The following is a 21243-nucleotide window of genomic DNA, read 5'->3' as shown; positions in this document are numbered from 1 at the left end:
CCAGGCGACCGTGATTATTGCGGCGGCATGTTTCAGGCAGATGCTATTGTAACTTGCCGCCTCACGGTGATTGTCGCCGCAACCGTGCCGTTACTGCAGCGTAATGTTGCCTTTCTGGATCACTTCTGCCCATTTCCGGGTTTCGCTGGCGATGAATTTGGCGAAATCTTCCGGGGTGCCGCCTCCTGCCTGGCTACCCGTATCGGCAATGGCTCGTTGCACTTCCGGGTCTTGCAGGATGTTGTTCAGCTCCGCGTTCAGCTTGGCGATGATGGGGGCGGGCGTACCTGCCGGTGCGATGATCCCCTGCCAGTTATATGACTCGAACCCAGGCAATCCTGCCTCGGCCAGTGTGGGCACATCGGGCAGCACCGTCAGGCGTTTGGCGGACGTCACGGCAATAGGATGAACTTTTTTGCTCTGAATGGCGGGCAACGCTGCATATCCCATTTCAAACATCATCGAAATATGTCCACCCATCAGATCCGCAGACGCCGGGCTGCCGCCTTTATACGGCACATGGACGATATCGATGCCTGCCTGTTCGCGGAACATTTCGCCTGACAAGTGGTGCGCACCGCCTACGCCCGAGGAACCAAAGGTCAGTGTCCCCGGTTTTTGCTTGGCCAGAGCAATCAATTCCTGCAGGTTTTTGACCGGCAATGCATTCGTCACGCTCAGCACGAGAGGGCTGTTCTCGACCAGAATGATGGGCGCCAGGTCTTTGTCTGCTTTGTAGGGCATCTGCGCCATCAGACTGGGATTGACTGCCAGGGGAGCCAGATTGCCCGCGCCGATGGTGTAGCCATCGGGAGTCGCTTTGGCGACCAGGTTTGTGCCGATGACACCGCCCGCGCCCGCCTTGTTTTCGACAACGACGGTTTGCTTGAGCACATCGCCCAGCTTGCGTGCGATGAGACGCATACGAGTATCGGCAAAGCCGCCGGGCGCATAAGGCACGATGAAGGTAATCGGCTTGGACGGCCAATCACCGAGATCTTGGGCGCGGGCCTGCGACGCGCCGGCTACAGTGGCGATCGCCAACAGGCTGGCGAGCAAGGGACGTAAAGATTTCATGCGCGAGCTCCTCTTTCTTAGACGTAGCGCGGAGCCAACAATTATGACCGTTATGACCTCTTCGCGCCCGCTGCCGCGCTGGCGTTAAAAGCGATAACCGACCGCCAAGGTCGTGACCCACGGGTCAATGCGCGCCGTGCCGATGCGTTGGCCGTCGAGTTTTACCTTTGACGAGATGTCGATGTAACGGACATCCGCATTCATAAACCAGCGGTCGCTGAGTTTAATATCAACGCCAAGCTGTCCGGCGAATCCCCAGGAGTCGCTGAGCTTCAGGCTGGAGCCGGCGAGTGGGCCGCGTGTGTGCGTGTCAAAGAAATGGGTGTAGTTCAGCCCCACGCCGACGTAGGGTTGTACCGTGTGATCCGGCAGGAAATGCCATTGCACGCTGAGCGTGGGGGGCAGCTGTTTGGTTGTGCCGATTTTTCCCAACCCGGCGTCACCGGATACGTTGTGCTGAAAGGGCAACGCGCCCAGCAGTTCGATACCGATATGTCGAGTGGCCATATAGGTCACCGTGAAACTCGGCCGCACGCTGCTGCTGACATCGAGATCGACTGTGCCATCGAGCACGCTGCCATTGTTGGATTTCGGGCTGACCTGGGTGACGCCCAGTTTGAAAAGCCAATCGCCGGCTTCGTGGGCGTGGGCGGGGATGGCGCTCAGGCTGGTCAGGCAGAATGCGGCCGCCAAGGTACTGCGTAATGACATGACTTCTCCGTAAAGACCGAAAGCTATCGGCACGGAGATGGTGGCAGGGTCTATCGATATCCGGCTTGATCCATATCAAGCAGGGCAGCATTGCGCGAAAAACTCATGCAGCGCGTCAGGGCTAAGCGCCCTGTTCGATGACGCATCGCGCGGCGTCGAGAAAACGGCGGCCGAGCAGCGGCAACGGAGCGAGCGTGGAGTGGGTGGCCCAGATTTCCACATGAGCGTCTGGATGAATGGGCCGGATTGCCACGCGCTCAGCCAACTCCGGCGTGATGCACCAGCGATCTACGAGGGCCGGCCCCAAGCCCTGCAGTACGAAAGCACAGGCCGTGACTGGAGAATGGACTTCGACTGCAGCAGGACAGGGCTGCGTGTCACCAAAGAACGCGGTGAGTGCATGATCGAGGGGCGTTCCGGTGGGGTAACCTATCCACTGCGCAGAGCCGAAGTCGTCAGCGTGCACGATATCGTGGCTTGCCAACGGGTGACCTTTCGGCGCGATACAGACAATGGGCACGGTTCCCAGCCGCACGGAATTCAGATGGGGATGTTGAGGTGGGGACATGGATAGTCCGACATCGGCGCGTCCCGTCAGAAAGTAGCCCGCGAGTTCGTCAAAGGTAACGCTGCGGTAGTCGACTCGGCTACGTTCCGTACGCCCGCGCATGGCCAACAGCGTACGCGGCACCAGGCGCTGCCCGTAGCTGGCAGAGCACACGACGCGCAATACGCCGGCGCCTGCTTCGCCTAACGCAATCGCGAGATCGTTGACGCGCTGAATGCCGCCATAGACTTGCTCGACTTCCGCGTAGAGGCGCAGCGCTTCAGGCGTAGGCGTCAGCCGGCTTTTCGCACGCTCGAAAAGCGGATAGCCGAGGCGCGATTCCGTGAGCGACAGCACGCGGCTGACCGCGGGTTGCGAGACGTGCAGCAACCGGCCCGCTCCACTGATCGAACCCGCCATCATGATGGCGCGAAAGACTTCGATCTGGCGCAGATTCAGAGGCCTCGCGGCGGGGTGGGCTGGGGTGCCTGCTTCGGTGATCGCGTCGTCCTGCATCGCGGTTTTCCTGTCTGGGGCAATAACGGCGGATTATAGGTGTGGGACATTTTTCGATGAGTGCTCTGGCGGATGCCGGTGATAACCTGACTTGCAAGAAGACGCCGGGTCACTCCTCGTTTTCTTGCTCCCGCGGGCCTGGTTCGGTAACGCACGGTCCCGAGGAGTGCAGCAATGAAACCAAACCACATATATCCAGGGGAATTACATGTATCGAACTCTTGCCCGTTGTTTGAGCGCTCTAGCCGTTGCTTGCACGGCAACGGGCGCCGCCGTCAGTGCCCACGCCGCTTTTCCGGACAAGCCGATTACCTTCATCGTGCCCTCTGCCGCAGGGGGATCGCCCGACGTGTTATCGCGCTTGATCACAACGCAGATCGCCAAAGACTCTGGCGCGACGCTGGTGATCGAGAACCGTCCTGGTGCGGCGGGCAACATCGGCGTGTCGCAGATCAAGCGCGCAACGGCTGATGGCTACACCATCGGCTACGGCAATATCAACACCTTGGCCGTGAACCGCTCGCTATTCAAAAAGCTGCCTTACGATGTGGACAAGGATCTCGTCCCGGTAGGCCAGATGTTCAATATTTATAACGTGCTGATCGTGCCGGCCGATTCGCCGATCAAATCGGTGCAAGACCTGATCGACCGTGCCAAGGCCGAGCCGGGCCGCCTCTCGTATGGCGCCTCGGGTGTCGGCACCACGGGCCACATGGGTGGCGAGCTTTTTAAAAGCATGGCTAAAGTCGATGTCATGTTCATCCCCTATAACGGCGGACCGGCCGCGATGCAGGATTTGATGGGCGGACGGTTGGACTTTACCTTTGCGAATACGTCGGAGGCCGTACCGCTGATTCAAAGCGGCAAAGTGCGCGCCTTGGGCGTCAGCAGTCTCAAACGCCTGGCCTTGCTGCCCGATGTTCCGACACTGGACGAAAGCGGTCTGAAGGGCTACGAGACAATCGCCTGGGGAGGTGCGGTGGCGCCTGCAGGGACGCCGGCCGATATCATCAAAAAGCTCAACGCCGACTTGAACAAGGCGCTGGAAAATCCCGAGGTCCAAAAATCATTGGCAGCGCTCGGCGCCGATCCTGCTGGCGGCAGCCCCGAGGATTTCAAGCGGCTCATGGATGCGGAAACCGCTAAGTGGGGCAAACTGATCGAGAGCGCAGGCATCGAAAAGCTGGACTGACCAACACAACCCATCATCATTCTATGCAAGCTGATCTGATTATTACGAATGCCCTGCTGGTTGACGGCAGTGGCGCAGAACCGGTGCAGGGCGACCTGGCCATTAAAGGTGAGCGTATCGCCGCTCTGGGCGATTTCCCGCACCCGGCCGGCATTCCTGTTCTGGATGCCGCCGGGCGCGTGTTGGCGCCGGGTTTTATCGACTCGCATACGCATGATGATGGCTATCTGCTGGCACATCCGGAAATGACGCCGAAGGTGTCGCAGGGCGTCACGAGTGTGGTCACGGGTAACTGCGGCATCAGCCTGGCCCCGTTGACGCGTCAGGATGTGCCGCAACCGCTGGATCTGCTCGGCCCTGCCGAGTTCTTCCGTTTTTCTACCTTTGCGCAGTGGATAGAGGCTTTGCGCGAGGCGCCGGCCGCCACCAATGTGATTCCATTGGTGGGGCACACGACGCTGCGTGTGGCAGTGATGGGCGACGCGGTCGATCGCGCTGCCGACGCGGGTGAGCGCCAGGCCATGCGCGAGTTGCTGGCCGAGGCGTTGGCCGCAGGCGCTTTCGGGGTATCGACCGGGACGTTCTACCCCCCTGCCGCCGCGGCGCCCACCGACGAGATCATCGAGGTTTGCGCGCCGATGGCTGGACGTCATGCCATCTACGCGACGCATTTACGCGATGAGGCTGATCACGTCGTGCCGGCCATGGAGGAGGCGCTGGCCATTGGGCGTGCCGTCGATGCGCGGGTTGTGTTCTCGCATCACAAAGTGGCGGGCAGCCGCAATCATGGCCGCACCCGCGAAACGCTCGATATGATCAGCCGAGCCGCGGCGAGTCAGCCAGTCTGCCTGGATTGCCACCCGTACCCTGCGACGTCCACGATGCTGCGCCTGGACCGTGTGCGCATTGCCAGCCGCACCATGATCACGTGGTCCAAGGGATATCCGGCTGCCACGGGGCGTGATTACGCCGATGTGCAGGCCGAATTGGGCCTGGACGACGAAGCCATGCTGGCGCGGCTGGCGCCCGCGGGCGCGATCTATTTTTTGATGGACCCCAACGATGTGCGGCGTATTTTCGAGCACCCGCTCACCATGGTCGGATCCGATGGCCTGCCCTTTGATCCCCATCCGCATCCGCGTCAATGGGGCACCTTTCCCCAGGTGTTGCGCCGCTTAGTGCGCGAAGAAGGCGTGTTGACACTCACGGCGGCGATTCATCGCATGACAGGCTTGGCCGCAACGCAGTATGGCCTGTCGCAGCGAGGCCTGCTCCAGCCCGGTTATTATGCTGACTTGGTATTGCTGGATCCCGAACGCGTCACCGATCTGGCGACCTTTGAGAAACCTGTCCAGGTCAGCCAGGGCATTGACGGTGTCTGGGTCAACGGCCAATCTGTCTGGAACGGGGACCAAGCCAGCGGCGCACGGCCCGGCCAGGTATTGCGCCCCGGCATCGTCGGCATGAGCCCATAGGGGCAGCCGCAACAAGCAGGATTGGAATGTTGCGCCGTCGGGCGCTCGAACGTGCATGGAAACAAGACATATGTTGGGTGTATTGGGTGGAATGGGGCCGCTGGCAGGCGCAGCGTTCGCACTGCGATTGGCGGCGCTGACGCCGGTCGACAGGGATCAAGAACACATTCCCACCCTGTTGTTGAATGACCCGCGGATACCCGACCGCAGCGCAGCGCGGCTGGCTGGCGGCGAAGACCCGTTGCCAGCAATGCGCGCAGGCATTGAATTTCTGAATGCGTCGGGAGCGGACCTGATCGCCATTCCTTGCAATACGGCGCATCTCTGGTACGACGAACTGGCCCTGGCCTCGCAATGTCCCGTCCTGCATATCATCGAGGCCGTTGCCGACGATCTGCGCCGCCAAGGCGTGACGCGCGGCCGGATAGGATTGATGGGGACCTCGGCGACATTGGCATTGGGCCTGTATCAACGCACCCTGGAACAGCACGGCTACGAATGCATCGTGCCACAGGACGACGAGGTAGAGTCATTGTGCATGACATCTATCCGCGCGGTGAAAGCCAACCGGCTGGATGATTCCTTGGGGCCTGCAGTGGAGTGCGTGCAGCGGCTACGTGCACGTGGTGCTGATGCCGTGGTGTTGGGATGTACGGAGTTGCCGTTGGCCATTCCCCACGCGGTGCGGCCATCGTTGGGCGTGGTGACGACGGACTCGATCGACGCGCTTGCTCTGGCCGTGATTGAGCATTACCAGAAGGCCGGCAAACTCGCGACGCATCGCGTCTAGAAATAAAAAACGGCCCCCACGCTGCGCCTTTGGCTTGCTGCCCCCGGAGGGGGCGTTTTTGCCTTGGGACGGCCCGGCGGCAAAAAAGGCCCCCACGCTACGCCTTTGGCTTGCTGCCCCCCGAGGGGGCATTTTTGCCTTGGGACGGCCCGGCGGCAAAAAACGGCCAGTCCCCGCAGAAACTGGCCGTTTGATGGCATGACGGTGCTGATCAGCGTGGCAATTCGCTGGCGCCCATCAGATACTCATCCACTGAGCGAGCACATTGACGTCCTTCGCGGATGGCCCAGACCACCAGCGATTGGCCGCGACGCATGTCGCCAGCGGCAAAGACTTTATCGACATTGGTGCGATAGTCGTCAGTATTCGCGCGCACATTGCCACGTGCATCGCGATCCACGCCAAAGGCGTCCAGCACCTGCTGCACCGGCGAGACAAAGCCCATCGCCAATAGCACCAGGTCCGCCTGGATTTCGAATTCCGAGCCTTCGACCTCACGCATTTTCATCTGGCCGGTGGCTTCGTCCTTGAACCATTCGACACGTGCGCCGACCAGTTTTTCGACTTTACCGTTGCTGCCCTTGAGCAGCTTGGTCGTTACCGACCAGTCGCGCTCGCAACCCTCTTCGTGCGACGACGAGGTGCGCATCTTCAGGGGCCAGTACGGCCACACGAGCGGCTTGTTTTCCGACTCAGGCGGTTGGGGCATCAATTCGAATTGCGTGACCGAGGCTGCGCCATGGCGGTTGCTGGTGCCCACGCAATCCGAGCCCGTATCGCCGCCGCCGATCACGACGACGTGCTTGCCCTTGGCCAGCGTTTGTTTGGTCAGACGATCGCCTGCCACGGCCTTGTTCTGCTGACGCAGGAAGTCCATGGCGAAGTACACGCCTTCGAGCTCGCGGCCCGGCACAGGCAGATCGCGCGGCGTTTCCGAACCGCCCGTCATGACGACGGCATCGAATTCATCGGTCAACGATTTCGGGGTGCGCACGGTCAAGCCGTCGGCCACGGAATCGCTGGCGTTGCCCACATACGTGGACGGTGCGAACTCGACGCCTTCGGCTTCCATTTGCGAGATACGGCGGTCGATTTGCGATTTTTCCAACTTGAAGTCAGGGATGCCGTAGCGCAGCAGCCCGCCAATGCGGTCGCTTTTTTCGAACACAGTCACGGCGTGGCCCGCGCGCGCCAACTGTTGCGCGCATGCCAGGCCGGATGGGCCGGAGCCCACGACCGCGACTTTCTTGCCGGTCTTGCGAGCAGGGACTTGCGGCACAACCCAGCCTTCCGCCCAGCCCTTGTCGATGATGGCGTGCTCGATCGATTTGATGCCCACCGCATCGCTGTTGATGTTGAGGGTACAGGCCGCCTCGCACGGTGCCGGACAGATGCGGCCCGTGAACTCTGGAAAGTTGTTCGTCGAATGCAACACGTGCAGCGCGCGGCGCCATTCCTGACGGTAGACCAGGTCGTTCCAGTCAGGAATGATATTGTTGACCGGGCACCCGCTGTTGCAAAACGGGATGCCGCAGTCCATGCAGCGAGCTGCCTGTTGCTTGGACTGGTCATCGCTCAGGTGCAGGACGAATTCGCGCCAGTTCTTCAGGCGTTTTTGCGGAGCTTCAGAGGCTTCCTGCAGCCGCTGATATTCCATAAAGCCAGTGATTTTTCCCATGATTGGTCCTTAGGCCTTACGCAGCCAATTGTTCAGGATTGGCTGCACGCCACATTTCGCCCAATGCGCGGCGGTATTCCGTCGGCATCACTTTGATGAACTTGCCGCGCGAGGTTTCCCAGTCGCCCAGGATTTCGCGGGCGCGGAAGCTGCCGGTATAACGGAAGTGATCCTCGATCAGCTTGCGCAGAATCGCCTCGTCGGTGTCGCGTTCGCCACCGCGCTGAGCGCTGTGCCAGCAGGACTGATCGTTTTGCGCCAGCTGTTCCGCATGCGGCACGATGCCTTCCAGTTCGACCATCGACAGGTTGCAACGGTGTTTGAAGCTGCGGTCCGGATCCCAGACATAGGCCACGCCGCCCGACATCCCGGCCGCGAAGTTACGGCCGGTCTCACCCAGCACCACGACCGTACCACCGGTCATGTATTCGCAACCGTGGTCGCCGGTGCCTTCGACAACGGTCGCTGCACCCGAGTTGCGCACGGCAAAGCGCTCGCCTGCCACGCCATTAAAGAAAGCCTCGCCAGCCAGGGCGCCGTACAGCACCGTATTGCCCGCGATGATGTGATCCGGGCCAAAGCCACGGAAATCATTAGGCGAGCGCACGATGATGCGGCCACCCGAGAGGCCCTTGCCCACGTAGTCGTTGCCTTCGCCCACCAGGTCCAGCGTGATGCCATGCGCCAGGAACGCGCCAAAGCTCTGTCCTGCGGTGCCGTTGCACTGAATATGGATGGTGTCATCAGGCAGGCCATCGTGGCCATAGCGTGCCGCGACCGCGCCCGACAGCATGGCGCCGATCGTACGATTGCGGTTGCGCACCGGCGTGATGAACGAGACTTTCTCGCCGCGTTCGAGCGCAGGCTTGCTGCGTTCGATCAACAGGTGATCCAGCGCGCCGGCCAGGCCGTGGTCTTGTGCTTCGGTTTGGCGTTTTTCGGTATCGATCTGCGGTTGATAGAACACGCGGCCGAAATCCAGGCCTTGCGCTTTCCAGTGCTCGATGCCGGCACGCATGTCCAGCAGATCCGAACGGCCGATCAGGTCGTCGAATTTGCGGATACCCAACTGCGCCATGATTTCGCGGACTTCTTCGGCGATAAAGAAGAAGAAGTTCACGACGTGCTCGGGCTTGCCCTGGAACTTGCGGCGCAGGACCGGGTCTTGCGTGGCCACGCCTACCGGGCAGGTGTTCAGGTGGCACTTGCGCATCATGATGCAGCCTTCCACGACCAGCGGTGCGGTCGCAAAGCCGAATTCGTCGGCGCCCAGCAGCGCGCCGATGACAACGTCGCGGCCGGTCTTCATCTGGCCGTCGGCCTGCACGCGAATGCGGCTGCGCAGGCGGTTGAGCACCAGCGTTTGCTGCGTTTCGGCCAGGCCCAGTTCCCAGGGCGTGCCCACGTGCTTGATCGACGAGACGGGCGATGCGCCGGTACCGCCGTCATGGCCGGCGATCACGACGTGATCGGCTTTCGCCTTGGCCACACCCGCGGCCACAGTACCCACGCCCACTTCGGATACGAGCTTGACCGAGATCGAGGATTTGCTGTTGACGTTCTTCAGATCGTGAATCAGCTGAGCCAAGTCTTCGATCGAATAAATGTCGTGGTGCGGCGGGGGCGAAATCAGGCCGACGCCAGGCACCGAGTAACGCAGCTTGGCGATGTAGTCCGTGACCTTATGGCCGGGCAATTGGCCGCCCTCGCCGGGCTTGGCGCCCTGCGCCATCTTGATCTGGATCTGGTCGGCGCTGCTCAGGTATTCGGCGGTGACACCAAAACGGCCCGATGCAACCTGTTTGATGCGCGAACGCAGCGAGTCGCCGGCCTTCAGCGGGACATCGGCTTCGATGCGGTCGGTGCCCAGGACGGACGACAGCGTATCGCCGTCCTTGATGGTGCTCTTGCCATCGCGCATTTCGGCGCGATAACGCAATTCGTCTTCGCCACCTTCGCCCGTGTTCGATTTACCGCCGATGCGGTTCATCGCGACAGCCAGCACCGAGTGGGCTTCTGTAGAGATCGAGCCCAGCGACATCGCGCCCGTGGCAAAGCGTTTGACGATTTCCTTGGCAGGTTCGACGTCTTCCAGGGGAATCGCGCGCGAGGGATCAAAACGGAATTCGAACAAGCCGCGCAGCGTCATGTGACGGCGGGTCTGGTCGTTGATGATCTGCGCGTACTCCTTGTACGTGCGGTAGTTGTTGGCACGCGAAGCATGCTGCAGCTTGGCGATCGAGTCCGGCGTCCACATATGCTCTTCGCCGCGGATACGGAATGCGTACTCGCCGCCTGCATCCAGGTCGTTGGCCAATACGGGATCGCTGCTGAAGGCCGCGCGATGCTGGCGCAGAGCTTCTTCGGCGACCTCGAAAATGCCAATGCCTTCGACGTTCGATGCCGTACCCGTGAAGTACTTGTCCACCAGGCTGCGTTGCAGGCCGACGGCTTCGAAAATCTGCGCGCCGGTATAGGACATGTAGGTCGAGATGCCCATCTTGGACATGACCTTGTTCAGGCCCTTGCCGATGGCCTTGATGAAATTCTTGACCGCCTTTTCCGGATCGGCCATGCGTCCCAGCGATTCCAGCGCCAGATAGGGGTGGATCGCTTCGGCGCCGTAGCCGCCCAGCAGCGCGAAATGATGCACTTCGCGGGCCGAGCCTGTTTCCACGACCAGGCCGGTTGCCGTGCGCAGACCCGAACGGATCAGGTGCTGGTGGACTGCCGACGTGGCCAGCAACGCCGGGATGGCGACGCGCTCGCTGTCGACCAGGCGGTCAGACACGATCAGAATGTTGTAGCCGCTTTGTACGGCATCCACTGCACGAGCGCACAACGCGGCCACGCGGGCCTCGATGCCCTCGGAACCCCAGGCGGCCGGATAGGTGATATCCAACTCGTAGCTGCGGAATTTCTTGCCCGTGACTTGCTCGATGTCGCGGATCTGCGCCATGGCCGCGAAATCCAGCACCGGCTGCGAGACTTCCAGGCGCAGCGGCGGATTCACGTTGTTGATGTCCAGCAGGTTCGGCTTGGGACCGATGAACGACACCAGCGACATCACCATCTGTTCGCGGATGGGGTCGATGGGCGGATTGGTCACTTGCGCGAACAACTGGCGGAAATAGTTGTAGAACGGCTTGGCGCGGTTCGACAGCACGGCCAGCGGGGCGTCGTTACCCATCGAGCCGATGACTTCTTCGCCGGACGTGGCCATGGGTTCCAGAATGAACTTGTAGTCTTCCTGGGTCCAGCCAAATGCTTGTTGGCGATCGAGCAGCGAAATCGACGATTCGGGTGCTTGTGCCGCCTGGCGCGGCGTGGGCAGGGCTTCCAGCTTGAGCTGCAGGCGTTCGATCCATTGGCGATACGGGCGGCTGTTGGCCAGCTGCAGTTTGATTTCCGTATCGTCGATGATGCGGCCCTGTTCCAGATCGATCAGGAACATCTTGCCCGGCTGCAGGCGCCATTTTTTGACGATGCGATTTTCGGGAATCGACAGCGTGCCGGCTTCGGACGCCATGATGACCATATCGTCATCGGTAATCAGGTAGCGTGCAGGACGCAGGCCGTTGCGGTCCAACGTGGCGCCGATCTGGCGGCCGTCGGTGAACGCCACGGCCGCGGGGCCGTCCCACGGTTCCATCATGGCCGCGTGATATTCATAGAACGCGCGGCGGCTCGCGTCCATCTGCGTATGCTGTTCCCAAGCCTCGGGAATCATCATCATCATCGCGTGCGACAGCGAGTAGCCCGAATTCACGAGCAGTTCCAGGCAGTTGTCGAACGTCGCCGTATCGGACTGCCCTTCGTACACGATGGGGTAGAGTTTTTTCAGATCATCGCCCAGCACGGCCGACTGCATCATGCCTTCGCGAGCGCGCAGCCAGTTGAAGTTGCCCTTGACGGTGTTGATCTCACCATTGTGCGCAATCATGCGGTAGGGGTGAGCCAGCGGCCAGGCGGGGAACGTGTTGGTCGAGAAACGTTGATGCACCAGCGCCAGCGCCGACACCGTGCGCGGATCGGCCAGGTCGCGGTAGTAGCGGCCGACCTGATCGGCCAGCAACAAGCCTTTGTACACGACGGTGCGCACCGAGGCCGACGGCACGAAATATTCCTTGCCATGCGCCAGCTTCATTGCCTGGATGGCGTGGCTGGCGGTTTTGCGGATGACGTAGAGCTTGCGTTCCAGCGCGTCGGGTACCATCACGTCGGCGCCACGGCCGATGAACAGCTGGCGGATGACGGGTTCGACCGAACGCACGGTAGGCGACATCGGCATGTCGACGTCCACCGGCACATCGCGCCAGCCCAGCACAATCTGGCCCTCGGCGCGCACGGCGCGTTCGAGTTCCTGCTCACAGGCTAGTCGCGAAGCGGTTTCCTTGGGCAGGAACATCATGGCCACGCCATATTCGCCCGGTGCCGGCAGCGTGATGCCCTGTTGGCTCATCTCGTCGCGATAAAGCGCGTCGGGAATTTGAATCAGAATGCCGGCGCCATCGCCCATCAGCTTGTCGGCGCCGACGGCACCGCGGTGATCCAGGTTTTCCAGGATCTTCAGGCCTTGTTGAATGATGGCGTGGCTCTTGCGCCCTTTAATGTGTGCGACGAACCCGACGCCACAGGCATCGTGCTCGTGCTGAGGGCTGTACAGACCCTGTGCGGCGGGAATGCCGATGCGGGTTGCATCAATAGGCGTCGCCACCGGGCGACAGGAATCGGTTTGAGAATTCGAGGACATAGCGCGCTCCGCAGAGAACTGCGTCGGAATGTTGCAGTGCAAGGTCTCGACAATACTGCGGTACGGGTTAGGGCGCAACAAAAATAAATGTGGTACGTCCCTAATTTAAGCAGGGCACTGTTTTGGTGCCAATATATGGGGACATATTAAAATCATATAAAAATCAAATGCCTATGTATTCACGTTAATCTAGGTCAGAGGCAGGCACCTTCCAACAGGACAAAAACATGTTTATGTGTCCCTATTTTAGGGGGCGTTTTTGTTGTGAAATGGCGGCGCAGTTTTCAATCAATGCGCTCGCGGCGCCTCGTTGTCGCCACATGGTGCGGCGCATGACGTCATGTTGTGATGTGAGCCGGTGCGTTGGCGCCGAAGCCTATGAGGTTTTTGTTTCTACGGGCGTCTTGCGCGGTCGGCCCCGTCGGCCGGGGGCGACGCGGCGGCTGGCGGTATGCGTCAGGCTGGCAATGAAATCGGCGCCGCCCAGTGCCCACTGTCCGGACACTGCCTGGTCGATGCGCTGGCTTTCCTCACGCGACAAGCCCTCTTGCAGGCGCCGACGGTAATTCGCCTGGCGATCAAACGGCGTATTGCCGCAGGCCCAGTAGTCGGCATGATCAGACTGCCACGGCGACGGGGGCGTGGCCGCTGCCGTGTTGCCTGTGTGGCTGCCTGCCGATGACCAAGGCCAGGAATCGGGGTCGTGTGCGGCACCGCTGCGTACCGGGTAAGTCTCGAGCCAGACCAAGGCGGGCAGCACCCAGACACCCGGCTCCAGCAAGGCGGATCGATAACGCCCGGCAAAAACCCGCCCGCCGCGCAAGCGAGCCGCCAGATTGCGGCCCAGTGTCTGCATCAAGCGAGGCAAACCCTCCTCGTCACTGGGCGTCGCCAGTAGCAGGATGCGATCGTTGGCCAACACCCATCCGTGCACCGCAACGCGGTGCCGCTGAGCAGAATCGCCAAGCCAGGCGGCCAATTGGTTGAGCACTTCTTGGGGCGCCGGCTGCGAAGGCGCTGCCAGCGGCTGAACGAAGTTGGCCTGTACCAGTTGCGGTAACCCGGGGGCGTACAAACGGGGCAGTCGAGCCATAGCGTGTAGGGGCACCAAGCCAGAAAGAACGGTGGTGTTGACCACTATATATAAATAGTGCCACAGCCGTCGAGAGGGGATGGTACCCGTAGACAATTGTGTCTCTCTCTGTCAGCGCGGTCAGACACGCAGGTTAACATCGGTCGTATACGCAACCAGTAAGGAAAACCCTGCGCCATGGCAGACTTGGAATTGATCTCCCAGCACCGCTGTTTCGGTGGATGGCAACGTTATTACCGCCACGACTCGGTCCAGATCGGCTTGCCCATGAGATTCTCGGTGTATGTCCCCCCGCAGGTAGAACGGGGGCCAGTGCCGGTGCTGTTTTATCTGGCCGGGCTGACCTGCACCGAGGAAACCTTCATGATAAAGGGCGGCGCGCAACGTCTGGCTGCCGAATATGGCTTGATGCTGGTTGCCCCGGATACCAGCCCCCGCGGCGCTGGCGTCGCTGGCGAGGACCAGGATTGGGATTTCGGCACCGGAGCGGGCTTTTATCTCGACGCCACAGCGCAGCCCTGGAGCACCCATTATCGGATGGAAAGCTATGTGACCGACGAGCTATACGGCATCGTCACCCAGGATTTGCCCGGTGATGTCCAACGCGTAGGGATCTTTGGCCATTCCATGGGCGGGCATGGCGCGCTGGTGCTGGCATTGCGCCATCCTGACAAATTCCGTTCCGTCTCCGCCTTTGCGCCGATCGCGGCGCCGACCCGTTGTCCATGGGGTCAGAAGGCCTTTAACGGCTATTTGGGGCCCGATATGAACGCCTGGAGGGCCTACGATGCCAGCGAGCTCATGTCGCGCGCCCGGCAGCCGTTTCCGCACGGCATTCTGATTGATCAGGGTCTGGCCGATGGTTTTCTGGCCGAGCAACTGTATCCCGAGGTATTCGAGCAGGCCTGCCAACAGGCCGGCCAGCCGCTGACGTTGCGGCGTCATGCCGATTACGACCATGGGTACTATTTTATTTCTACCTTCATGCAGGATCACGTGCGGTTTCACGCTGATCAACATTGTTAACGGTACGCCAGCAAATCGAGCTATTGTTGACGGCGGCCGCCTTGCTGCCCGTTTAGCAGGGCCGCCCTCGCCCACAAACGTGAGGATTGCCTAGTGATCAATGGTTTTGCCCCCTTTGTCTGGATGGCCCTGGCGGCCTTGATTGTGTTGATACCGGGGATGGCCCTGTTATTCGGGCGTGGAGGGCCGCGCGATGCTTCCGGGCGCCGGGTATTCAGGCTGCGGCCGATACGGCGCTTGTTCGGTGTTCTGCTGATCGCCCTGGCAGGCGTATCGGCCATGCTGGCATTGACGCTGGTTCAGTTCGTCCGATTGACTACCGATGTGCCCGTTGCGACGGTAACCATGCATGAACAGACGCCGGGGCAGTTCCTGGTTACGACCGACCTCCCCGGCAAAGGCGAGCGTATTTATCCTCTTTCGGGGGATCAGTGGCAGATCGACGCCAAGGTTATACGCTGGCGTTTGCCTGCGTTGCTCGCAGGCGCGCCGCCCCTGTATGCGTTTGAACGCCTGTCCGGGCGTTATCGTGACGTTGAACAGGAGAAGACGGCGACGCGCAGCGTTCACGACTTGTCCGATTGGCCCGTGCCCGATCTGGCTCAGTTGAGAAAGGTGTTCCCGAACTGGCTGCCTTTTGTTGATGTTCAATATGGCAGTGCTGCCTATATGCCCATGCTCGACGGAGCGCGCTACCAGGTCTATATGGACCCCCGGGGTGGCGTCGTGATACGGCCCGACGGTCAGGCGACCGAGGATGCGCTGCGCCAAGCGGGTTGGTAACGCAGGTCAAGGCACCATTCAGAAAAAAAGGACCAATCCGGCCGCCTTGCCCGAGCGGTCAGCGCGACGCTTGGTGAACCTCGTGCGAGGCCTCGAGCACGTGCTCGCGCAGTTTTTGCGCGGCCGGTGATAACGGCCGGTTGCGCAAGGTCAACAGGAAGTACGGTGGCACGCGCATTTCGCCGCCTACCGGAAGCACGGCAAAGGCATTCCCCATGTCGTCCTGCGTGAGTAATTCGGCCACTTCTTCGGACAGGGCGACGATGGCATCGGTCGTACGCAGATAGGCAATGGTAAAGACCAGGGACGGCGAATTCATGATGTTGGCCGGCTCGGACAGGCCGAGTTGACCAAAACACTCGAGCACGGTTTCCCGGATCGGATTGCCGCGTGCCTGCATGATCCACTCATAGTCCGCCAACTCTGCCAGCGAGGCCGGGTGCTGATGTGCCAGGGGATGCGAGGCTCGTACCAGCAATACGATTTTTTCATCGCGCATGGGCTGCAGGTCGAATTCGCGGCTATCGAATTCTGACAGCAGCCGAGCCAACGCGAAATCCAGCTCGCCTTTGGCCAATTGCTGAACCAGCTCGCGCGAAGGTAATACCTCGACGGTGATTACTGCGCCGGGATTCGTCTGTTTGAAGGCACGGACGGCATTGACCAGGACGCCTGCGGCGGGACCGGTCACCGCCCCGATTTTCACTTCGCCGCCGCCGCCTGAGTGGTAGGTCTCGATGTCCTCTCGCAAGCTATGCAATTCGCGCAACAACGCGCGCACGCGCCGAATGACCAGCAGGCCGAGTTCGGTGGGCACCATGCCCTTGGCGTGTCGATGAAAAAGCGTCCCGCCGGCCGCGGCCTCGATGTCGGCCAGCATCCGGGATGCGGCCGGTTGCGACATGGCGATTTTCTGCGCGGCGAGTTGAAGCTGGTTCAGGTCGGCGATTGCCGCGAGTAATTGCATCTGCGCGGGTTTGAGCAGAAAGCGAGATCGCATATCTCATACCTTTATTGGTATGTAAAAGTCAAAAAATAGCATTTTACTGTTATGTTTTGGGCGGCGTAGCATGCATGCGCTACCCCTAGATCGAGGGGCTGCAGGCCCGGCGAGCACCAGCCCAGCCTGAGATCAAAGATCAAAGGAGACAAGACAATGTTCAAGAAAATTGTGACCGCCGTACTGGCGGCCGGGGCGGCGTGCGCGGTTTCGGTGGCCGCTGCCGAGACCGTTGGCATTGCGATGCCCACCAAGTCGTCTCCGCGCTGGATCGCGGACGGTAACGCGATGGTCAAACTGTTCCAGGAAGCGGGCTACGACACACAGTTGCAGTTTGCCGAGGATGACATTCCGAATCAGTTGGCCCAGATCGAAAACATGATCACGCGGGGGGTGGATGTGCTAGTCATCGCTGCCATCGATGGCAGTACGCTGACCAACACACTCGAGAACGCTGCGGCGGCCGACATCAAGGTCGTTGCCTATGATCGCCTGATCCGCGGCACCGAACATGTCGATTACTACGCCACGTTCGACAATTTCAAAGTGGGCGTAGAGCAAGCGCAGTCGCTGATCAGCGGGCTGAAGCAGCGCTTTGGCGGCGTCAAACCCTGGAACGTGGAGTTATTCGGCGGCAGTCCCGACGACAACAACGCCTATTTCTTCTACGACGGCGCCATGTCCGTGCTCAAGCCGTTGATTGATGCCGGTGACATCAAGATCGTGTCGGGTCAGACCGGCATGGACAGGGTGGGCACCCTGCGCTGGGATGGCGCCGCGGCCCAAGCCCGTATGGATAACCTGCTGTCCTCGAGCTATACCAAAGAGCGCCTGCACGGCGTGCTGTCGCCGTATGACGGCATGTCCATCGGCATTCTTTCGTCGCTCAAAGGCGTGGGATATGGCTCGGGCGGGCAGAGTATGCCCGTGGTTACCGGTCAAGACGCGGAGTTGCCGTCGATCAAATCCATTCTCGCCAACGAGCAGTATTCCACGATATTCAAGGACACCCGAGAGTTGGCACGCGTCACGGTAGGGATGGTCGACGCGATGCTCAAGGAAGGCAAACCGCAAGTCAACGACACCAAGACATACAACAATGGCGTGAAAGTCGTTCCCGCCTTCCTGCTGCAACCCACGGTGGTCAACGCAGACAATTGGGAGGCGGTGCTGGTCCAGTCGGGTTATTACCAGAAATCAGATATCCGGTAGGTCGCATCTATGGCCTATCTTCTGGAAATGCGCGCCATCACGAAGACCTTTCCAGGCGTGAAGGCGCTGAACCGGGTCGATCTGGCGGTCAGGCATAACGAGATTCACGCCATTTGTGGCGAGAACGGCGCAGGCAAGTCCACGCTGATGAAGGTATTGTCGGGCGTCTATGCTCACGGCAGCTACGACGGCGAGATCGCCTACGACGGCGAGGTTATGTGCTTTCGCTCCATCCGCGACAGCGAGGCGCACGGTATCGTCATCATCCACCAGGAACTTGCGCTGGTGCCGCAGTTGTCCATTGCCGAGAATATCTTTCTGGGCAATGAGCGTGCGTCAGGCGGCGTGGTGTCGTGGCACGAAACCTTTCGCCAGGCGGGAGAACTGCTGCGCAAGGTTGGTTTGACCGATGCGCCCGGCACGATGGTCGGAACGCTCGGAGTCGGCAAGCAACAGTTGGTCGAGATCGCCAAAGCGCTCTCCAAGAACGTGCGGCTGCTCATTCTGGACGAACCGACGGCAGCTTTGTCCGAAACGGACAGCCAGGCTTTGCTGGACTTGCTGCTGGAGTTGAAGGCACAGGGCGTGACGTCCATCATCATCAGCCACAAGCTCAACGAAGTGCGCCGCGTCGCCGATCGGGTCAGTGTGATACGTGACGGATCGACGGTCTCGACCTTGGATGCCGCGACCGAAGCTTTGTGCGAGGACCGCATCGTGCGCGACATGGTGGGACGGGACATGTCGCAGCGCTATCCGCCGCGCGAGCGCCGTGCCGGCGAGGCGGTGCTCGAGGTACGCGACTGGAACGTCTGGCATCCCGAGCAGGCAGGCCGGCAGATGATCAAGAATGTGTCCTTCACAGTGCGCGCCGGCGAAGTGGTGGGTATTGCCGGACTGATGGGAGCGGGCCGAACCGAACTTGCCATGTCGATCTTCGGGCGTGGATATGGCCGCCATATCTCCGGTCAGGTGCGAATGCGGGGAAAGCCAGTCGATGTGTCGGACGTACCCAGGGCCATCAAGGCCGGCCTGGCTTACGTCACCGAAGACCGCAAGTCGCTGGGTCTGCTTCTGGAGGACACGGTCTTGCGCAACATCACCCTGGCCAGCCTGGAGCGCGTCGCTCGCGCAGGGGTAATCGACCGTCGGCGCGAAATCGAGATATCGGAAAAATACCGAACGATCATGCGCATCCGCACGCCTTCGGTATTTCAGAAGGTCGCCAATCTGTCCGGCGGCAATCAGCAGAAGGTGGTCTTGTCCAAATGGCTTTTCACCGAACCGGACGCGCTGATTCTGGACGAACCCACGCGCGGCATCGATGTGGGCGCGAAATACGAAATATACGGAATCATCAACGAGTTGAGCGAACAGGGTAAAGCCGTGGTCATGATCTCTTCGGAACTGCCCGAGTTGCTGGGCATGTGTGACCGCATCTACGTGATGAACGAGGGCGCTTTCATCGGAGAACTCGACGCCGGGCAGGCAACCCAGGAACGCATCATGTCGCTCATCGTCAGCGACGAGGAGCAGAGCTTATGAATACCTCGACTTCCCTGTCAGCGCCGGGCGGCAACCGCAACAGCGTCGGCGCCTATTTTGCGAAGCATGTGCGCGAATACGGCTTGCTGATCGCCTTGGTCGCCATCCTGATCATGTTTCAGGTGCTGACCGACGGCACGCTGATGCGGCCGGTCAACATCACCAACCTGCTGCTGCAGAACAGCTACATCGTCATCATGGCCTTGGGCATGTTGATGGTGATCGTGTCGGGACACATCGATCTGTCGGTGGGGTCGGTGATGGGCTTTGTCGGCGCGCTGGCCGCCGTGCTGATTGTCCAACAGGATTGGCCCGTCTGGACAGCGGTGCCGGCATGCCTGCTGGCCGGCATGGCTATCGGTGCGGTCCAGGGATACTTCATTGCGTTCTGGAAGATCCCAGCCTTTATCGTGACATTGGCCGGCATGTTGATCTTCCGGGGGCTGTCACTGTGGCTGCTGCAAGGGCAATCGGTCGGCCCCTTTCCTCGCGACTTCCAACTGCTGTCCACCGGTTTCGTGCCGGACCTGTTCGGCGCGGGCAAGCCCAATGTCACCGCGCTGATAGTGGGAATCGTGGGTGTGGCGCTGCTGATGTACTCATCCTGTCGGGCGTGGTCGCGTAATCGCCGATATGGTATTGACGCAGAGCCGCTGGGGTTTTTCGTGGGACGCCTGGCCATCATCTCGGTGGCGATCCTGTTCTTCACATGGAAGCTCGCGGGTTTTCGCGGTTTGCCCAACGTGCTGCTCTCCATGGGAATACTGACTGCGATTTACGTCTTCATCACTGAGAAGACGACCCTGGGTCGACGCATTTATGCACTGGGCGGCAACGAGAAGGCCGCGCGTATCTCGGGCATCAAGACCGAACGATTGACCTTTCTCACGTTTGTGAACATGGGTTTCCTGGCGGCGTTGGCGGGACTGATCTTTGCCGCGCGCCTGAACACGGCCACACCCAAGGCCGGCTTCGGACTCGAACTGGATGTCATTGCCGCCGTGTTCATCGGTGGGGCCTCGGCCTCGGGCGGCACGGGCAAGATCATCGGCGCGGTGGTGGGGGCTTTCATCATGGGTGTCATGAACAACGGCATGTCTATTCTCGGCATCGGTATCGACTACCAGCAAGTCATCAAGGGATGCGCCCTGCTGGCCGCCGTTTTCTTCGATGTCTATAACCGACGCAGGCAAAGCTGATCCCGATCCGGATCAAATCACTATAAAGAAAGAAAGGGAGACCCTATGGCTTTTCAACCCGCGCCCTGGCCACGTTCGCTGCGCTCACAGCATTGGTATGGAGGCAATACGCGCGATGTCATCTATCACCGCGGCTGGCTCAAGAATCAGGGCCATCCACACGACTTGTTCGACGGCCGTCCGGTCATCGGCATCCTGAATACCTGGTCTGACCTGACGCCATGCAATGGGCACCTGCGCGAATTGGCCGAGAAGGTGAAGGCCGGCATCTGGGAGGCTGGCGGCTTTCCCGTCGAGGTACCAGTGTTCTCGGTTTCCGAGAACACCTACCGGCCGACCGCGATGCTGTATCGCAATCTGGCCGCACTGGCGGTCGAGGAGGCAATGCGCGGTCAGCCCATCGATGGTGCCGTACTGCTGGTCGGCTGCGACAAAACTACGCCGTCCTTGCTCATGGGAGCGGCGTCCACCGACTTGCCCTCCATCGTCGTGACCGGGGGGCCCATGCTCAACGGTTACTTTCAAGGTGAGCGCGTCGGATCCGGCACGCATTTGTGGCGATTTTCAGAGGCCGTCAAGGCTGGCGAAATGACGCAGGAGGACTTCCTCCAGGCAGAGCAGTCGATGTCGCGCTTNGNCAACNATG

15 protein-coding genes and 1 pseudogene are annotated in these 21243 nt (G+C 60.7%); 9 read left to right on the top strand and 7 right to left on the bottom strand.

Going from position 1 to position 21243, the window contains the following annotated elements; all coding sequences use genetic code 11:
- Positions 1 to 90 precede the first annotated feature (90 nt).
- From ACNA0I_RS03840 to ACNA0I_RS03830, 3 genes are all read right to left on the bottom strand, one after another.
- Positions 91 to 1077: a Bug family tripartite tricarboxylate transporter substrate binding protein gene (locus ACNA0I_RS03840; protein WP_415804722.1), complete on the bottom strand. Its 987-nt coding sequence runs from the start codon at positions 1075 to 1077 to the stop codon at positions 91 to 93.
- 84 nt (positions 1078 to 1161) lie between these two features.
- On the bottom strand, positions 1162 to 1788 hold the full coding sequence (locus tag ACNA0I_RS03835; RefSeq protein WP_415804721.1) for an OmpW/AlkL family protein: 627 nt from the start codon (positions 1786 to 1788) through the stop codon (positions 1162 to 1164).
- Between the two features lie 121 nt (positions 1789 to 1909).
- On the bottom strand, positions 1910 to 2851 hold the full coding sequence (locus ACNA0I_RS03830) for a LysR family transcriptional regulator (protein ID WP_415804720.1): 942 nt from the start codon (positions 2849 to 2851) through the stop codon (positions 1910 to 1912).
- A gap of 208 nt (positions 2852 to 3059) precedes the next feature.
- Here ACNA0I_RS03830 and ACNA0I_RS03825 point away from each other — a divergent pair, with 208 nt between their 5' ends.
- The 3 genes from ACNA0I_RS03825 to cuyB are packed head-to-tail and all read left to right on the top strand — an operon-like array spanning position 3060 to position 6308.
- Positions 3060 to 4043 (top strand): Bug family tripartite tricarboxylate transporter substrate binding protein, encoded by a 984-nt coding sequence (locus tag ACNA0I_RS03825; RefSeq protein WP_415804719.1) that lies wholly within the window; start codon positions 3060 to 3062, stop codon positions 4041 to 4043.
- Between the two features lie 23 nt (positions 4044 to 4066).
- Complete coding sequence (locus tag ACNA0I_RS03820; RefSeq protein WP_415804718.1) at positions 4067 to 5518, top strand: N-acyl-D-amino-acid deacylase family protein; 1452 nt, start codon at positions 4067 to 4069, stop codon at positions 5516 to 5518.
- A 55-nt stretch (positions 5519 to 5573) separates the two neighbouring features.
- Entirely contained in the window at positions 5574 to 6308 is a 735-nt protein-coding gene (gene cuyB / locus ACNA0I_RS03815; RefSeq protein WP_415804717.1) for a cysteate racemase, read from the top strand.
- A 211-nt stretch (positions 6309 to 6519) separates the two neighbouring features.
- Here the strand turns inward: cuyB and ACNA0I_RS03810 are convergent, their stop codons facing one another.
- From ACNA0I_RS03810 to ACNA0I_RS03800, 3 genes are all read right to left on the bottom strand, one after another.
- On the bottom strand, positions 6520 to 7986 hold the full coding sequence (locus tag ACNA0I_RS03810; protein WP_415804716.1) for a glutamate synthase subunit beta: 1467 nt from the start codon (positions 7984 to 7986) through the stop codon (positions 6520 to 6522).
- A 16-nt stretch (positions 7987 to 8002) separates the two neighbouring features.
- The gene (locus ACNA0I_RS03805) at positions 8003 to 12739 is read right to left on the bottom strand and encodes a glutamate synthase-related protein (protein ID WP_415804715.1); all 4737 of its coding nucleotides are present in this window, start codon (positions 12737 to 12739) and stop codon (positions 8003 to 8005) included.
- A 376-nt stretch (positions 12740 to 13115) separates the two neighbouring features.
- Positions 13116 to 13832, bottom strand: coding sequence for a hypothetical protein (locus ACNA0I_RS03800; protein WP_415804714.1), 717 nt, complete (start codon positions 13830 to 13832; stop codon positions 13116 to 13118).
- Positions 13833 to 14009: 177 nt separating this feature from the next.
- On the opposite strand from ACNA0I_RS03800, the gene fghA reads away from it, so the two are divergent.
- Both fghA and ACNA0I_RS03790 read left to right on the top strand, forming a co-directional pair.
- Entirely contained in the window at positions 14010 to 14858 is an 849-nt protein-coding gene (gene fghA / locus ACNA0I_RS03795) for an S-formylglutathione hydrolase (protein ID WP_415804713.1), read from the top strand.
- A 93-nt stretch (positions 14859 to 14951) separates the two neighbouring features.
- Positions 14952 to 15641, top strand: a complete 690-nt coding sequence (locus tag ACNA0I_RS03790; protein WP_415804712.1) for a hypothetical protein — start codon at positions 14952 to 14954, stop codon at positions 15639 to 15641.
- A gap of 58 nt (positions 15642 to 15699) precedes the next feature.
- Here ACNA0I_RS03790 and ACNA0I_RS03785 read toward each other — a convergent pair whose 3' ends face one another.
- Positions 15700 to 16641 (bottom strand): LysR family transcriptional regulator, encoded by a 942-nt coding sequence (locus ACNA0I_RS03785; RefSeq protein WP_415804711.1) that lies wholly within the window; start codon positions 16639 to 16641, stop codon positions 15700 to 15702.
- A 156-nt stretch (positions 16642 to 16797) separates the two neighbouring features.
- Here ACNA0I_RS03785 and chvE point away from each other — a divergent pair, with 156 nt between their 5' ends.
- From chvE to ACNA0I_RS03765, 4 genes and pseudogenes are all read left to right on the top strand, one after another.
- Positions 16798 to 17853: a multiple monosaccharide ABC transporter substrate-binding protein gene (gene chvE, locus ACNA0I_RS03780; protein WP_415804710.1), complete on the top strand. Its 1056-nt coding sequence runs from the start codon at positions 16798 to 16800 to the stop codon at positions 17851 to 17853.
- 9 nt (positions 17854 to 17862) lie between these two features.
- Entirely contained in the window at positions 17863 to 19398 is a 1536-nt protein-coding gene (gene mmsA / locus ACNA0I_RS03775) for a multiple monosaccharide ABC transporter ATP-binding protein (RefSeq protein ID WP_415804709.1), read from the top strand.
- Complete coding sequence (gene mmsB, locus ACNA0I_RS03770) at positions 19395 to 20597, top strand: multiple monosaccharide ABC transporter permease (RefSeq protein WP_415804708.1); 1203 nt, start codon at positions 19395 to 19397, stop codon at positions 20595 to 20597. Before mmsA ends, mmsB begins: the two co-directional genes overlap by 4 nt.
- A 45-nt stretch (positions 20598 to 20642) precedes the next feature.
- Positions 20643 to 21232 (top strand): annotated as a pseudogene (locus tag ACNA0I_RS03765) (dihydroxy-acid dehydratase domain-containing protein); the annotation flags it as partial.
- Positions 21233 to 21243: the final 11 nt, after the last annotated feature.

It is taken from the genome of Bordetella muralis, from assembly GCF_965139205.1.
Taxonomy (GTDB): Bacteria; Pseudomonadota; Gammaproteobacteria; order Burkholderiales; family Burkholderiaceae_B; genus Bordetella_A; species Bordetella_A muralis.
Note: the sequence above shows the minus strand (reverse complement) of the source record. Positions and strands in the feature narration are given on the sequence as shown.

Coding starts and splice junctions, on each gene's coding strand:
- ACNA0I_RS03840 (WP_415804722.1), bottom strand. CDS start 1,077: ATGAAATCTTTACGTCCCTTGCTCGCCAGCCTGTTGGCGATCGCCACT.
- ACNA0I_RS03835 (WP_415804721.1), bottom strand. CDS start 1,788: ATGTCATTACGCAGTACCTTGGCGGCCGCATTCTGCCTGACCAGCCTG.
- ACNA0I_RS03830 (WP_415804720.1), bottom strand. CDS start 2,851: ATGCAGGACGACGCGATCACCGAAGCAGGCACCCCAGCCCACCCCGCC.
- ACNA0I_RS03825 (WP_415804719.1), top strand. CDS start 3,060: ATGTATCGAACTCTTGCCCGTTGTTTGAGCGCTCTAGCCGTTGCTTGC.
- ACNA0I_RS03820 (WP_415804718.1), top strand. CDS start 4,067: ATGCAAGCTGATCTGATTATTACGAATGCCCTGCTGGTTGACGGCAGT.
- cuyB (WP_415804717.1), top strand. CDS start 5,574: ATGGAAACAAGACATATGTTGGGTGTATTGGGTGGAATGGGGCCGCTG.
- ACNA0I_RS03810 (WP_415804716.1), bottom strand. CDS start 7,986: ATGGGAAAAATCACTGGCTTTATGGAATATCAGCGGCTGCAGGAAGCC.
- ACNA0I_RS03805 (WP_415804715.1), bottom strand. CDS start 12,739: ATGTCCTCGAATTCTCAAACCGATTCCTGTCGCCCGGTGGCGACGCCT.
- ACNA0I_RS03800 (WP_415804714.1), bottom strand. CDS start 13,832: ATGGCTCGACTGCCCCGTTTGTACGCCCCCGGGTTACCGCAACTGGTA.
- fghA (WP_415804713.1), top strand. CDS start 14,010: ATGGCAGACTTGGAATTGATCTCCCAGCACCGCTGTTTCGGTGGATGG.
- ACNA0I_RS03785 (WP_415804711.1), bottom strand. CDS start 16,641: ATGCGATCTCGCTTTCTGCTCAAACCCGCGCAGATGCAATTACTCGCG.
- chvE (WP_415804710.1), top strand. CDS start 16,798: ATGTTCAAGAAAATTGTGACCGCCGTACTGGCGGCCGGGGCGGCGTGC.
- mmsA (WP_415804709.1), top strand. CDS start 17,863: ATGGCCTATCTTCTGGAAATGCGCGCCATCACGAAGACCTTTCCAGGC.
- mmsB (WP_415804708.1), top strand. CDS start 19,395: ATGAATACCTCGACTTCCCTGTCAGCGCCGGGCGGCAACCGCAACAGC.